The organism is Kitasatospora sp. NPDC051170, assembly GCF_044455705.1.
Lineage (GTDB): Bacteria > Actinomycetota > Actinomycetes > Streptomycetales > Streptomycetaceae > Kitasatospora.
In genome coordinates, this window is sequence record NZ_JBITFA010000004.1 from 338,778 (window position 1) to 352,568 (window position 13,791).

The 13,791-nt window shown below is 74.3% G+C and carries 12 protein-coding genes; 6 read left to right on the top strand and 6 right to left on the bottom strand.

All coding sequences use genetic code 11. The features are described from left to right. Positions 1 to 6: 6 nt before the first annotated feature. The 4 genes from ACIBCA_RS11720 to ACIBCA_RS11735 all read right to left on the bottom strand — a co-directional run bounded on the left by ACIBCA_RS11720 (position 7) and on the right by ACIBCA_RS11735 (position 4,944). Positions 7 to 957, bottom strand: a complete 951-nt coding sequence (locus tag ACIBCA_RS11720) for a hypothetical protein (protein WP_396282694.1) — start codon at positions 955 to 957, stop codon at positions 7 to 9. A 72-nt stretch (positions 958 to 1,029) separates the two neighbouring features. Then, positions 1,030 to 3,264: a hypothetical protein gene (locus tag ACIBCA_RS11725; protein WP_396282695.1), complete on the bottom strand. Its 2,235-nt coding sequence runs from the start codon at positions 3,262 to 3,264 to the stop codon at positions 1,030 to 1,032. Continuing rightward, positions 3,261 to 4,100, bottom strand: a complete 840-nt coding sequence (locus ACIBCA_RS11730; RefSeq protein ID WP_396282696.1) for a hypothetical protein — start codon at positions 4,098 to 4,100, stop codon at positions 3,261 to 3,263. Before ACIBCA_RS11730 ends, ACIBCA_RS11725 begins: the two co-directional genes overlap by 4 nt. 124 nt (positions 4,101 to 4,224) lie before the next feature. Then, positions 4,225 to 4,944: a Crp/Fnr family transcriptional regulator gene (locus ACIBCA_RS11735; RefSeq protein ID WP_396282697.1), complete on the bottom strand. Its 720-nt coding sequence runs from the start codon at positions 4,942 to 4,944 to the stop codon at positions 4,225 to 4,227. A 308-nt stretch (positions 4,945 to 5,252) separates the two neighbouring features. On the opposite strand from ACIBCA_RS11735, the gene ACIBCA_RS11740 reads away from it, so the two are divergent. The 4 genes from ACIBCA_RS11740 (at position 5,253) to ACIBCA_RS11755 (ending at position 8,692) form a co-directional block, all read left to right on the top strand. Next, the gene (locus tag ACIBCA_RS11740; protein ID WP_396282698.1) at positions 5,253 to 5,927 is read left to right on the top strand and encodes a hypothetical protein; all 675 of its coding nucleotides are present in this window, start codon (positions 5,253 to 5,255) and stop codon (positions 5,925 to 5,927) included. Then, entirely contained in the window at positions 5,917 to 7,281 is a 1,365-nt protein-coding gene (locus ACIBCA_RS11745; RefSeq protein WP_396282699.1) for a sensor histidine kinase, read from the top strand. The genes ACIBCA_RS11740 and ACIBCA_RS11745 overlap by 11 nt, the downstream gene beginning before the upstream one ends. After that, a complete protein-coding gene (locus ACIBCA_RS11750; RefSeq protein ID WP_396282700.1) occupies positions 7,278 to 7,958 on the top strand; it encodes a response regulator in 681 nt (226 codons plus the stop codon). The genes ACIBCA_RS11745 and ACIBCA_RS11750 overlap by 4 nt, the downstream gene beginning before the upstream one ends. 122 nt (positions 7,959 to 8,080) lie before the next feature. Further along, complete coding sequence (locus ACIBCA_RS11755) at positions 8,081 to 8,692, top strand: hypothetical protein (RefSeq protein WP_396282701.1); 612 nt, start codon at positions 8,081 to 8,083, stop codon at positions 8,690 to 8,692. Between the two features lie 42 nt (positions 8,693 to 8,734). On the opposite strand, the gene ACIBCA_RS11760 is transcribed toward ACIBCA_RS11755, so the two are convergent. Both ACIBCA_RS11760 and ACIBCA_RS11765 read right to left on the bottom strand, forming a co-directional pair. Then, a complete protein-coding gene (locus ACIBCA_RS11760) occupies positions 8,735 to 10,570 on the bottom strand; it encodes a hypothetical protein (protein WP_396282702.1) in 1,836 nt (611 codons plus the stop codon). Then, positions 10,567 to 11,631, bottom strand: a complete 1,065-nt coding sequence (locus ACIBCA_RS11765; RefSeq protein ID WP_396282703.1) for an ATP-binding protein — start codon at positions 11,629 to 11,631, stop codon at positions 10,567 to 10,569. The genes ACIBCA_RS11760 and ACIBCA_RS11765 overlap by 4 nt, the downstream gene beginning before the upstream one ends. Before the next feature lie 117 nt (positions 11,632 to 11,748). Here ACIBCA_RS11765 and ACIBCA_RS11770 point away from each other — a divergent pair, with 117 nt between their 5' ends. Together ACIBCA_RS11770 and ACIBCA_RS11775 are read left to right on the top strand one after the other, a co-directional pair. Further along, the gene (locus ACIBCA_RS11770) at positions 11,749 to 12,489 is read left to right on the top strand and encodes an SIR2 family NAD-dependent protein deacylase (protein WP_396282704.1); all 741 of its coding nucleotides are present in this window, start codon (positions 11,749 to 11,751) and stop codon (positions 12,487 to 12,489) included. An 85-nt stretch (positions 12,490 to 12,574) separates the two neighbouring features. After that, positions 12,575 to 13,786 carry a cytochrome P450 gene (locus tag ACIBCA_RS11775; RefSeq protein ID WP_396282705.1) on the top strand — a complete coding sequence of 404 codons (1,212 nt, stop codon included), beginning with the start codon at positions 12,575 to 12,577 and terminating at the stop codon, positions 13,784 to 13,786. The last annotated feature ends 5 nt before the right edge of the window (positions 13,787 to 13,791 follow it).

A 13,791-nucleotide genomic window follows, 5' to 3' on the forward strand; every position in this document is an offset into this window, starting at 1 on the left:
CGGGCGCTAGGAGGCGGGCGGGTTCGGGTCCTTGTCGAGCCGGGGCCGGTCCGGGCCGGCGGGCCGGGCGCGGAGGAGGGCGTCGAGCGCGGCCCTCGCGTCGCGGCGCGGGCCCTCCAGTTCGAAGTCCTCCAGGGTGTTCTCGTCGAGGAGCCGCTGGATCACGTGGAGCTGGCCCTGGACCAGCTCCTGCTGCTCGTCCTTGAGGTAGCGCATCGCCTGCGGCAGGTCCTCGGGGTGGGCGGCGACCTGGAGGGCCCAGGCGGTGACCCCGCCCTGCTCCAGGTGGTACTGGTAGAACTTCGCCTTCGCGGCGAGGACCTCGTTGGACTCCTGGACCTGCCGCAGGGCGTGGGGGTGGGCCTGGGTGTCGAAGTGGTAGCCGCGCAGCCGTTCCTTCTGGTCGCGGGCGGCCTGGTCGATGTCCAGCTGGACGGCGCAGCGCACCCGCAGGCCCTCGGCCTCGGCGATCGGGGACTCGTCCAGGGCGCGCTGGACGGCGAGTTCCGCCTCGCCGCTCCGGTCGGTGGTGAGGCCGCGGGTGACCGTCCGCATCCGCTGCCGGATGCGGGGCACGACCAGGGCGGGGACGTCGCCGATCCGGCTGGCCACGACCAGGTCCGGGGCCTCGACCTGCCAGTCGACCGCCACGACGGCCTCGAAGGCACCGATGTCGTCCAGGCCGGGCAGCCGCTCCTCGACCCGGAGGTGGTACAGGCCGAGGTCGACCTCGTACGCGGCCCGGTAGTTGCGGCCGACCAGGGCGCTGAAGCCGGGGCGGTTCGGCGGGAGGAAGACCTGGTGGCCGCCGGAGGAGGTGGTGAGGACCAGGGCGGAGCCGGCCCGGAGGGCGATGGGCCGCTTGGGCAGGCCGAAGGGGCGGCCGAGCGGGTGGACCGTCAGGACCGGGTCGGTGAGGTCGCCGGCGGGCTGGTCGGGGCGGTGGGGTGCCGACATGTGCGGGTGCTCCAGGGGCGGGACGGGGCTGGTGTGGTCGGGGCTGGTGCGGTCGGGTCGGGGCGTTCGGGATCAGTGGCCGGGCAGCACCGGGGTCGCGGGACCGCCGGGGCGGACGGTTCGGACGGAGCGGACGAGGTGGTCGAGCCGCTGGCGGTCGCGCTCGGTGACGGCCAGGTCGTCGAACAGTTCGGTGAGCCGGGCGTCGGTCCCGGGCTGGTCGGCGGCGCCGATCAGCCAGCCGCGCAGGACGGCCAGGGCCGCGTCGCGGTAGAGGCGGTCCTCCAGGGCCGTGCGCCACAGGGCGACGAGCAGGGAGCGGACGGGCGCGGGCTGCGCGGGGTCGGCCAGGACGGTGACGCTGACCACGCCGCCCGGTTCGGGGCGCGGGCTCCGGGCGTACCAGTCGAGCAGCAGCGGCCGGCCCTCGGCGGTGTCCTCGGTGCGCCGGGCGGCGGTCAGGAAGGCGGCCAGGGCCAGTTGCCGCAGGGCGGCCGGGCCGGTGAGCCAGCGGACCAGGGCGCGCAGGGTCTGCTCGGCCTCGTGGGAGAGCAGCAGCAGTTCGGTGGCTTCGAGCAGGCCGAGCGCCTGGAACCGGTCGGGCTGGCCCGGCTGGTCGGGTCGCTCTGGAGCCGGTCGGTCCGGTGCCGGCCGGTCGGTGCGGAGCCGGGCGGCGAGCTGGTCGAGTTCCGCGGCGCCGAGCCGCTCGGCGCCCAGGGCGATGGCCTCCAGGGCCTGGGCGGGCAGGAGCGGCCCGAGCAGGGCGTAGCAGCGGACGGCCGTCCAGCGGCGGCGGGCGTTGTCGTCGCCGGCCCAGCCGCGCAGGATGCGCGGGACGGCGGCGGTGCCCGCGTGGTACGCGAGGGCGAGGCTGTTGGCGGCCTGGAGGCAGAGCCGGAAGTCCTTCGCGCCGGACCAGGGGCCGAGCAGTCCGCTCATGGTGGCGGAGAGGTCGACGGAGGCCAGCAGGGCGGTGGTGGAGGCCACCCGGGCGCGGACCAGGGCGCGGGAGTCGGTGGCCAGCGCGTGGAGCCAGCCGGTGAGGGCGGGGCGGGCGGAGGGGTGGCTCGTCCAGACCTCGCGCAGCAGGGTGGGCGAGGTGCGGGGGTCGAGGAAGGAGGCCATCCGCTGCGGCACCGGGCCCCAGGGGGTCTGCTCGGTGTCCTCGGTGAGTCGGGCGCGGGCGAGGGTCATCCGGTCCTCGACCGAGCTGCCGAAGGGCGGGATGCCGTCCGGTTCGCCGGCGGTGCGGATCACCTCCAGCCGGCGGAACAGCTTGTCGGCGCTCTCCGCGGCGAGGGTGTAGGGGGCGTGGTCGAAGACGGCCAGGGAGATCAGGAACGCCTTGTCCCGGAGGTGGAGTTCGGGGTCGCCGAACCAGCGGTCGACGTTCTCCTGGACGATGCCGTGGCCGAAGCCGGTCAGCTCCGAGGCGTCGGACTCGGGGGAGTGGTCGGCCAGCCTGACGGCGAACTCGGCGACCTCCCGGACCGGCGGGCACTTGGCCAGGAACTCCTCGACGGGCTCCAGGGCGATCAGCCGGGCGATGACGGGGGCCTGGTCGTCCAGCAGGGTGCGCAGGTGGGCGGTGAGGACGAGCCCCGGGTCGGGCGGCAGCCAGTCGACCGTGGGGAGGTCGCGGTTGGCCTGGGTGGTGGTGATGACCAGGTGGCCGTCCTGCTTGGCGAGGGTCTCGCGGAGCCGGTCGAGGTCGGCGCGGCCGAGCGGGCGGGTGCGGGGGGTGGTGTAGTCGGCGAGCAGGTAGCCCTCGGCCCGTTCGGCGCCGGTGAGCAGCGCGGTGGGGGAGACGGCCGGGTCGAGGTTGCGGATGCGGTGGGCGCCCAGCGCGTGCAGGAGCATCAGGGCGGCGGAGCGGCGGCCGGTGTCGGCGCGGCCGGTGAGGATCAGGACCCGCTGCTCGCGCAGTTGTCGCAGGGCCTGCTGGAAGGCCGGGCCGGGGCGGAAGACCTCGGCCAGCGCGCCGAGTTCCTCCTCCGGGACCTCGCCGGAGGCGTGCGGCGGCGTGCCGAAGGCGGAGCCGAGCTGGTAGACGGTGGTCTTGTGGCCGGTGACGACGTCGCCGTGGACCCGGCCGCCGGAGACGGTGTGGTGGTCCCCGCCGACGAGGTCGCCGCCGAAGCGCGGATTGCCGCCGGCGAAGAGGTAGTGACGGCCGGCGAAGGAATCGGGGACGTGCTCCAGGAGCTCCTGGACGGCCTCGAAGGCGTCCTGCGGCGCCTCGGGCGGGGCCTCCTGGAGCTCGTCGCCCTCCTGGTGCGGGGCCTCCGGCTCGGCGTCGGCGATCATCGGTCACCGCCGACGGTGTTGCCGGTGTTGACGTCGCCGTGGACCACGCCGCCGGAGACGACGTGCTGGTCGCCGCCGATCAGGCTGCCGCCGAAGGACGGCGATCCGCCGAGGAACTGGAAGGTGGCGGGGGTGCGGGGCGCGGCCGCGGGGGTGACCGGGGCGGCTTCGGCCGGTGCTTCGGCCGGTGCTTCGGTTTGTGGATCGGCCGGTGTATCGGTCGGGGCGGCGGTCGGTGCCTCGGCCGGTGTCGGGCCGGGATCGCCGTGCAGCCAGGCCGGGAACCTGCCCTCCTTGCCCTGGACGGTGACCCGGTGGAACGCCTCCGGGCGCAGCCCGCCGTGGCCGTGCCGGACGACGCCCCGGTAGAGGGCGTCGGACACGGCGAGCACGCAGGGCCCGTCCCGGTGCCGCAGCGCCTCGCGCAGGGCGGTCGAGTCGAGCAGCCGGAACGCCTGGTTGAGGTCCCAGCCGACCGCTCCGCCGAGTGCCCCGCCCAGTTCCTGGACGGCGACCTCGCCGGAGGCGAGCACGATCCGCAGGCGTACCCGGGCGCCGTCGGCGGCGAGGCGGTTGTTGGCGTGCAGCAGGGTGGGGGTCTCGTGGATCAGGGCGTGGAGCAGCCTGGGCTTGGGGACGGTGGGGCTGATCAGGACCATCACGGAGTCCCCGCGGTCCTCCAGCCGCTGGTCGGCGGGGTCGACGCCGGCGCTGCGCAGGGTCTCGTGGAGGACGGAGTAGAGCATGCGGCGCATGAACGCCTGCTCGACGTCGTCCCGCCTGCCGAACCGCTCGATGTCCAGCAGCAGGATGGTGTGGTTCACCGGGTCGGTCATGGTCGCCTCTCGGTCGGTGGTCGGGCCTCAGCCTGCCCGCTGCGGGCGGTTCGGCGTGAGGGCCGTTGAGGGGCTCGCTCTGTGACGGTGTGCACAGAACGCGGGTGCGGATCCGCCGTGCGGGTCAACGGAGTTGACCGGGCCTCCGGAGCAGGTCCGGGCGCGCGACGACCAGGGTGCGGCGGCTGGTGGCGATGATGCCGCGCTCCCGTAGGGACTTGAGCAGCCGGGCGACGGCCTCCCGGGAGGCGCCCACTGAGCCGGCCAGCTCCTGCTGGCTGAGGGGGACGGAGATGACGATGCCGTCCGGGCCGCGGCGGCCGTGGGTGCGGGCGAGCTCCAGCAGGAGGTCGGCGAGCCGTTCGCTGACGCTGAGCGAGGCGAACTTCAGCCGGTGGTGGTCGGCCGCGCGCAGCCGGTCGGCGGAGAGCGCCAGCAGCTGCATCGAGGCGGCGGGGGTGCGGTGCAGGTAGTCGGTGAAGGCGGCCCGGTCGACGGCGGCGGCCGCGACCTGTTCCAGCGCGGTGACGGTGGCCGACCGGGGCCGGCCGCTGAGGGCGGCGGACTCGCCGACGATGTCGCCCGGTCCGCGCAGGGCGAGCAGCGCCTCGTACCCGTTGGCGGCGGAGGTGGTGACCTTCAGCCAGCCGTGCAGGACGAGCAGGACGTGGTCGGAGGGCTCGCCCTCGCGCAGCGCGGTGGAGCGCGCGGGGTAGTCGAGCCGGCGGCCGAGGGCGAGGAGTGCGGTGCGGTCGGCGTGGTCGAGCCGGGCCAGGAACGGTACGCGGTCGTCGAGGCCGTGGCCGGTCACGGGAGCCGGGCCGCCGGACGGCGTGTTGGCCATGCCTGTTCTGCCTTCGCTGGGTCGGCCTCGGTGCGGTGGGGCGGGGTGAGGTAGGGCGGGGTGGGGCGGGGTGCGGGAGGACTTGAGCGCGGTCAAACAAGCTACCCGTGGGGGCGGCCCGTCCGCCGGTGAATCCGCGAATTCCCCAGGCCTGCGCCGCGTCGCGGTCGTGCCTCCGTCGTGCCACCGTCGTGCCTCCGTCGTACGGGGGAGGGGGAGGAACCGGTCGGGGGAGGGATGTGGGGGAGGGGGCGGGAGGAGGAGGCTTCCAGGCGTCGGGACCAGGGGTTTTGAGCAGGAGGCCGGGGATGAGGCGGGTGTTGGGTGCGGTGGCGATCACCGCGGGGGTCGTGCTGGGGATGCAGGGGTGCCTGCCCTTCGGGAGTGACCGGGAGGAGCGGACGGTCGAGTACGGGGTGTCCGGGCAGGTGAGGGAACTGGTCGTCGAGACGGAGAACGGCGGGGCGGTGGTCGCCGGGGGAGGGGACTCCGTGCGGGTGAGCGAGAAGTGGCGGTGGAAGGGGAGCGAGCCGTCGGCCACGCACGAGGTGAAGGATGGGGTGCTCACACTGCGGTACTCCTGCGAGGCCTGCGGGATCGGGTACACGGTGCATGTGCCCTCCTCCGTGAAGGTGCGGGTGAAGGCCGAGAACGGTGGGGCGCGGCTGTCCGGGCTGGCGGGGGAGGTGGACGCCTCGGTGGAGAACGGCGGGGTGGAGGCGACCGGACTGACCGGGCCGAAGGTCCGGATGCACGCCGACAACGGCGGGGTGAAGGCCGAGTTCACGGCGGCGCCGGCCGAGGTGGAGGCGACGGTCGGCAACGGCGGGGTGCAGCTGAAGGTGCCGGCCGGGGAGGCGTACGCGGTGGACGCGAGGGCCAAGGTCGGCGGGACGGCGGTGGGCATCCCCTCGCAGGCGGGTGCGGCGCACCGGCTGACGGCGCGGGCGGAGACCGGTGGGGTGAGCGTCGGTGCCGTCTGAGCGGGAGGCGTCCGAGCGGGAGGCGTCCGAGCGGGTGTTCGAGCGGGTGTCCGACCGCGAGGTGCCGGGCGGGGCGGTGGCCGCCCGGGGCGTACCGGAGGATCTGCCGGTAGGGCATGATCTTCTCCGCGGGGACGGCGTCCCCGGCTACGGGGGAGGTACGGGGGTGGAGCGCGTTGCGCGCTGGCGGGTGCGGACGAGTGGGCTGAGCCCGTACCGGCTGGACACGTTCCTGGCGGTCTGTTCGGCCGCGGTGTCGGTCTGGTCGGTCTACAACGACGACAGGCACTGGCCGTGGTGGGTGTACCTGCTGGCGGTGTCGACCGCGGCGTTCCTGCCCTGGCGGCGCAGGCTGGGACTGTGGGGGCTGGTGCTGTGCAGCCTGCCCTCGCTGGTGATGTCGGGGGTCGCGCACTCGGCGAATCCGCAGGTGCCGCTGTACGTGGTGATCGGGATGTACACGGTCGCGGACCGCTTCCCGGACCGGCAGCGCTGGCCGGTGCTGGCGGTGGTGGTGGTCGCCAACGTGTTCGGCACGAACTCGCCGGACGGTGCGCTGTTCAGCGTGCTCGTCTCCGGGGGCAGCTTCGTCTTCGGCGTGCTGGTGCGCGCCCAGCGGGAGCTGGCGGCCGTCCAGGCCGAGCGGGCGCGGGAGGCCGGGGACCGGGCGGCCAGCGAGGCGGCCCGCGCGGTGGCCGAGGAGCGTTCCAGGATCGCCCGGGAGATGCACGACATCCTCGCGCACGCCGTCTCGCTGATGGTGATCCAGGCCGAGGCCGGGCCGGTGGTGGTGCACAGCGATCCGGACCGGGCGGTGCGCGCCTTCGATACGATCGCCGACGCGGGCCGCGACGCCATGGTCCAACTGCGGCGGGTGCTGGGCGTGTTGAAGGAGGAGGGGGCGGGTCAGGCGCTGGCGCCGCAGCCCCGGCTGGCCGAACTCGCCGACGTGGCGGAGCGGGTGCGCGGCGCCGGGCTGAGCGTGGACCTCGAACTCGCCGAGGCGCCGGCCGGATTGACGGCCGACGTGGAGGCGGCGGCGTACCGGATCGTCCAGGAGGCGCTGACCAACACCGTCAAGCACTCCGGGGCGGACCGGGCCGCGATCAGGGTCCGGTGCGTCGGCGAGGTGCTGGAGCTCGTGGTCTCCGACAACGGGCGCGGTGTGCCGATGGCCGCCGACCGTACGGTGGCCGGCTGGTCCGGCGGCCGGGGGCTGGTCGGCATCCGGGAGCGGGCGGCGGCCTGCGGCGGGCGGGCCGAGGCCGGTCCGGGGCCGCGGGGCAAGGGTTTCGTGGTGAGCGCCCGGCTGCCGCTGGGGGCCGGGGTGGTGAGGGAGAAGGTGGGCGGATGACGCCGATTCGGGTGGTCGTCGCGGACGACCAGGAGCTGGTGCGGGCCGGGTTCGGGATGATCCTGGACGCCCAGCCGGACATCGAGGTCGTGGCGGAGGCGTGCGACGGCGCCGAGGCGGTGGAGGCGGTGCGCGTCCACACCCCGGACGTGCTGCTGCTGGACGTCCGGATGCCGGTGATGGACGGGCTGGAGGCGGCCCGCCGGGTGTGCGCGGAGTTCCCCGCCACCAAGGTGATCATGCTGACCACCTTCGACATCGACGACTACGTCTTCGACGCGCTGTACGCGGGCGCGAGCGGCTTCCTGCTCAAGGACGTCCGGCGGGACGACCTCGCGCACGGGGTGCGGATGGTCGCCTCGGGGGAGGCGCTGCTCGCGCCGTCCGTGACCAAGCGGCTGATCGGCGAGTTCGCCGCGCGCCGCCCGGGCACGCCGGACCGGGCGGTGCGCCCGCCGTCCAAGCTGCTGGAGCAGCTCACCCTGCGCGAGCACGAGACGCTGCGGCTGCTCGCGCGCGGGCTGTCCAACGCGGAGATCGCCGCGGAGCTGGTGGTCAGCGAGCACACCGTGAAGACCCACGTCAGCAATGTGCTCAGCAAGCTGGGGCTGCGCGACCGGGTGCACGCGGTGGTGTTCGCGTACGAGGCCGGGGCGGTCGTCGCGGGGGAGGGCTGAGCCCCTCCGTCGTGCGGGGGAGGCGGGAGGTTCGCCGGTGCGGGCGATCCGTGACGAGGGCCTCGGCGGAGAAGCTCTGTGGTGTCGGAACGGACCGACGGACACCCAACGGAGGGCTTGAAATGACTGTGGATCCCCACTCCCGTCGCACCGCGTACGCCGTCGTCGGCGCCACCGGCCTGATGGCCCTGTACGGCGCCGTCCGCCTGGTGCCCGGCTCCCGGCAGCCGGGCCCGGGCTGGACGGCCGGGCACACCGCGATGTTCGCGGGCCTGGTGCTGTTCGTCCCGATCCTCCTGGCCCTGCGCCGGGTGCTCGCCCCGCGCGGTACGGCGGTCGGGCGGCTGGCGGCCAACGCCGCGCTGTGGACGGCGTTCGCGGGGCTGGCCTGCTCGCTGGTGCAGATCGGGATCGACCTGGTGGTCGGCCTGGCGGCGGCGGACAAGGCGGACCAGTCGCGGATGTTCGAGGACGTCCAGGCCGTTCCGGGGGTCTCGGCGGCCGTGTACCAGGTCGGCCCGCTGCTGTTCTACGTCGGCCTGCTGGCGATGCTGGTCGCGGCCTCGGTGGGCGCGGGGCGGGCGCTGCGCTGGTGGAGCCCGGTGCTGATGCTGGTCGGGACGGTGGCCACGGCGGCCGACCTGGCCTTCATCCCGGTGGCCGCCGTCTGCTACCTCGCCGCCCTGGCCCCGCTGGCGGGCTTCGGTACCCGGCCGGCCGCGGCGCTGGCCTGACCTCGGGCCTGAACGTCGGGGCCTGAACCTCGGGCCTGAACGTCAGCTCACCCGGAAGACCGGCCCGCGCGGGGTGAACGGCAGCCCGGCCCCGCGCGGCACCAGGTAGGCGTGCTCGCGCCGCACCCGCAGCACGTCGCAGGCGCCGTCGGTGATGATCAGGACGGGCGCCCCGGGCGGGAAGTCCTCGGCCCGCTCCAGCAGGTCGACGCCCGGCTGGAGCACGGTGCCGCCGCGGCCGTGCACCCTGACCCGCCCGGCGATCTCCTCGACCGCGACGTACCCGACGTCGTGCGGGGCGGCGTCGCAGTGCACCACCCGGGCGGCGGGGACGTCCCGCGCGGCGGCGTAGGAGGCGATCGCGCCCAGCGCCTTGCCGAGCAGCGTGCGGTCCATCGAGCCGGAGGTGTCCAGCACCACCCCGAAGGTGCAGCGCGGCACCTCCTCCTCGGGGTGGTGGCGCCCGGCCCGGGGGATGTCCGGGGTGGCGGACTGCCGGCGGGCGGGGCGGGAGTAGCTGCGGACGGGCTGCGGGCTCGGCACGAACTCGTCGAACCAGCGCGCCAGTTTGGCGTCCCAGGTCAGCGGCGGGTGGGCGAGCGCCCTGATCTCCTCGACCAGCCCGGCCGGGAGCAGGCCGCGTTCGCGCCCGTGCAGCTCGAAGCCCTGCTGGAGGCCGCGCCGGTAGAAGTCGTCGAGGTCGACGAAGTCGCGCGGGCCCCGGTCGAGCGGGGCGTCCAGGACGTCCGGGCGGTTCTTGCCGGCCAGGGTGGCGAGCCGGCGGATGCGGCGCTGGTCGCGGACGATGAAGTCGTACACCTCCTCGGCGGACATGCCCTTCAGCTGCGGGTCGTGCAGCAGGCCGTCGGGCATGTCGCCCACGCCCATCTCCAGCAGCCAGCCGTTGATGACGTAGTCCGCGGCCACGTTGAACAGGAACGGGTCGCGCCCGCCCCGGCGCTCGCCGTGGCGCAGGGCGGCGTGCAGCATCTCGTGGCCGAGGATGAAGCGCCACTCCTCGTCGGTGTGGCGGCGCAGCGGGTTGACGTAGATCTCGCCGGCGGAGGCGTCGACCGCGGCCACCGAGATGTCGTACGTGCGGGCGAGTTCGGCGTCGGCGACGACGGTGAGGCCGGCCGCGATCCCGCCGAGCAGCGGGTAGCTGGAGACGAACCAGTTGAGCGCCCTGGTCCACGGCCGTTCGGGCAGGCGCACACCGGCCTCGTCGACCCGGCCGCCGGCCTGGTCCATGGCGACGGACATGGCGCGGGTGAGCGCCGCGGCGAAGATCGTCTCCCAGTCGTCCGGGGGGTGGGCCTGGTCGCGCCACTCGACCAGCAGCTGGTCGCAGGCGCCGGCGCCCGCGGTGCCGGCCGTCCCGGCCTCCTCGGCGGGCGGCAGCCCGTCGCGGCGCCAGCGGTCGGCCAGCTCCTCCTCGTCCCCGCCGGGGAAGTTCTGGGGGAGCGGGACGGGAGAGCGGCCGACCTTGAAGGTGGCGAGGAAGCGGTTGACCACCGCGCAGCGGGCGGCGGCCAGTGCGGCGTCCGGCTGGGTGCGGGTGCCCCGGGCGGCCGGGACGTGCCCGAAGCCCAGGTGCAGCAGGCAGTGCGCCAGGGCCCAGGCCCACTCCTCGGGTTCGGCGCGGCGGTGGGGGTTGACGTGCAGGGTGCCGCTGGAGCTGATGGTCACCCAGCCGTCGGGCGGGTAGTGGGCGCAGTCCCGCTCCCGGCAGTAGGTGGCCTTCAGCGCGGCCAGCGCCGGGTTGCCGAGCAGCAGCCGGACGCCGTCGGTGAAGGCTTCGAGCGTGTGGTCCTTGGCGGGCGCGTCCTTGCTGTTCTGGCTGTTCTGGCTGTTCTGCTTCTTCGCGGGGCGTTTCACCGGCGGGCCTCGACCAGCCGGGGCATGTCCCGGGCGGCCTCGATCAGGAACCAGGCCGGCAGCACCGGGTTCCCGTCCGCGCCGTCCGCGATCACCGTCTGGGCCACCTCGACCGAGATCTCGGCCAGCTGCACCAGCAGCGACTTGGCCCGGAAGGCCGTCTGCCGCTGCGCCCCGGAGGCGTGCTCCTTGCGGGCGGGCAGCTCCTTGACGAGCCGGCCGCGGAAGGCGTCGGCCAGGTAGTAGAGCAGGTCGCGGTCCTCCAGCCGGTGCGGCCAGCGGGCGTCGCCCTTGAGGATCGCCTCCAGCCCGTAGGAGTTGCGGACGATCTTCGCGTAGCCGCAGAAGGCCACCGCGTGGTGGGGGGAGAGCAGGCCGTGGGCGACCACCTTGAGGGTGGCCTCGTCCACGGTGGGCCCGAAGGAGTGCAGCGCGTCGGAGAGCATGTGCCAGGCGCGCGGGGTGGAGAACGGCTCCTCGGACTTCGGCGGGGCGGACCACAGGTGGTCGGGCCGGTCGGTGAGGTGGTCGACGATCCACGGGTGGATGCCGGCCCCGGCCGCCCACAGCAGCCAGTCCCGGGCGCTGGCCCGCAGGTGGACGTGGACCAGGCGGTTGACCAGGGCGGAGGCCATCGGACGGGCGAGCGCGCCGTCGGTGGCGCGGTTCCCCGCGCCGATCACGATCGAGCCGGGCGGCAGCTCGTAGGAGCCGATCCGGCGGTCCAGGATCAGCGAGTAGAACGCCTTCTGGACGTCGGGCGAGGCCGCGTTGAGCTCGTCCAGGAACAGGCAGTACGGCTCGTCGCGGGCGATCTGCTCGGGCGGGCAGAACCGCGAGCGGCCCTCGGGGGTGAGCTGCGGGACGCCGATCAGGTCCTCCGGGGCGAGCTGGGTGCCGACCAGGCTCACGCACTCCAGGCCGAGCGACTCGGCGAACGCCCTGACCAGGGAGGACTTGCCGATACCGGGCGCGCCCCAGAGGAACACGGGGCGGACGGTGGCGAGACCGAGCAGCAGCTCGGGGATCTGGGCGGGCGAGACGCTGACTGCACCCTGCAAGGGGGTTCCTCCGGAATTCTTCGTCGAGTGACCGGGCCAGTGTGCTGCGGGAGTTGACGGTCGCGCACCCGGATTTCCGGTGGCCGCCGCAGCCGTGGAGGCCGTACGGTCCCGGGTATGAACGCGAAGCGCCCGCTGATCGCCGTGCTCACCGGCGCGGGCATCTCCACCGACTCAGGCATCCCCGACTACCGTGGCCCGCAAGGGGTTTGGCGCAAGGACCCGGGCGCCGAGGAACTCGTCACCATCGGCCCGTACCGGGACGACCCCGAGGTGCGCAGGCGCGCCTGGCGGATGCGCCTGGAGATCGGCGCCCTGGGCGCCGAGCCGAACGCGGGGCACCGGGCTCTGGTGGACCTGGAGCGCTCCGGGCTGCCGCTGCGGGTGCTCACCCAGAACATCGACGGGCTGCACCAGAAGGCCGGTTCGTCCGAGCGCAAGGTGCTCGAACTGCACGGCAACACCCGGCAGACGCAGTGCCTGCGCTGCAAGGTGGTCGGGGAGATGGCCGAGGCGCTGGAGCGGGTCGAGGCGGGGGAGGAGGACCCGGACTGCCGCGCGTGCGGCGGGGTCCTCAAGCCGCGGATCGTGATGTTCGGCGAGAACCTCGACCCGGAGGTGCTCGGGAAGGCCGACGACATCGCCCGGGCCTGCGACGTGTTCATCGCGATCGGCACCAGCCTCCAGGTGTTCCCGGTGGCCGGGCTGCCGTACAACGCGGTGCGGACGGGCGCGAAGCTGATCATCGTCAACGCCGAGGAGACCCCGTACGACGTGGCCGCGAGCGAGGTCATCCGGGAGCCGATCTCCACCGCGCTGCCCGCCCTGGTGCGGCGGCTGGTCATGGAAGGGGCCTGAACCGGAAAGGGGCTCAAGGACGGACGTACCGTCTGCGTACGATGATCCTTCCGGCTACCCCCTCACGGCCTGGAGTGATCGAGCGATGACGACGGCGAAGTTCGACCCCTGGTCGGCGGAGTTCGTGGCCCACCCGTACGACGCGTACGACGACCTGCGCGCCGCCGCGCCGGTGACGTACTTCGAGCCGACGAACCAGTGGCTCGTCCCGCGCCACGCGGACGTCAGCGCGCTGCTGCGCGACCGCCGCCTCGGGCGCACCTACACCCACCGGTTCAGCCACGAGGAGTTCGGCCGGCCCGCGCCCGACCCGGCGCACGAGCCGTTCCACACCCTCAACGACCACGGGCTGCTCGACCTGGAGGCCCCCGACCACACCCGCATCCGCCGGCTGGTCTCCAAGGCGTTCACCCCGCGCATGGTCGAGGGCCTGCGGCCGACCGTACGGCGCCTGGCGGGCGAGCTGGTCGACGCCCTGGTCGCGGACGGCGGCGGCGACCTCATCGCCGCCGTCGCCGAGCCGCTGCCCGTCGCCGTGATCGCCGAGATGCTCGGTGTCCCGGAGGCCGACCGGCACCTGCTGCGGCCCTGGTCCGCCGACATCACCGGGATGTTCGAGCTCAACCCCAGCGAGGAGACCGCCCGCCGGGCCGTCACCGCCAGCATCGAGTTCTCCGACTACCTGAGGGCCCTGATCCGCGAGCGCCGTGCCGCGCCCGGCGAGGACCTGATCAGCGCGCTGATCCAGGCCCAGGAGGGCTCCGACGCGCTCAGCGAGCAGGAGATGGTCTCCACCTGCGTGCTGCTGCTCAACGCCGGCCACGAGGCGACCGTCAACACCACCGGCAACGGCTGGTGGGCCCTGTTCCGCAACCCCGCCGAGCTGGCCCGGCTGCGCGCCTCCGTCGACGAACTGCTGCCCACCGCCGTCGAGGAACTGATGCGCTGGGACACCCCGCTGCAGATGTTCGAGCGGTGGGTGCTGGAGGACGTCGAGATCGGCGGCGTCACCGTGCCGCGCGGCGCCGAGATCGCCCTGCTCTTCGGCTCCGCCAACCGCGACCCGCAGCGCTTCGCCGACCCCGACCGGCTCGACCTCGGCCGCGCCGACAACCCGCACGTCACCTTCGGCGCGGGAATCCACTTCTGCCTGGGCGCGCCGCTTGCGAGACTGGAACTCACCGAGTCCTACGGCACGCTGCTGCGCCGGGCCCCGGGGCTGCGGCTCGTCCGCGAGCCCGAGTGGAACCCCGGGTACGTGATCCGGGGGCTCAAGGAACTGCTGGTCGAGCTGTAGCGGAA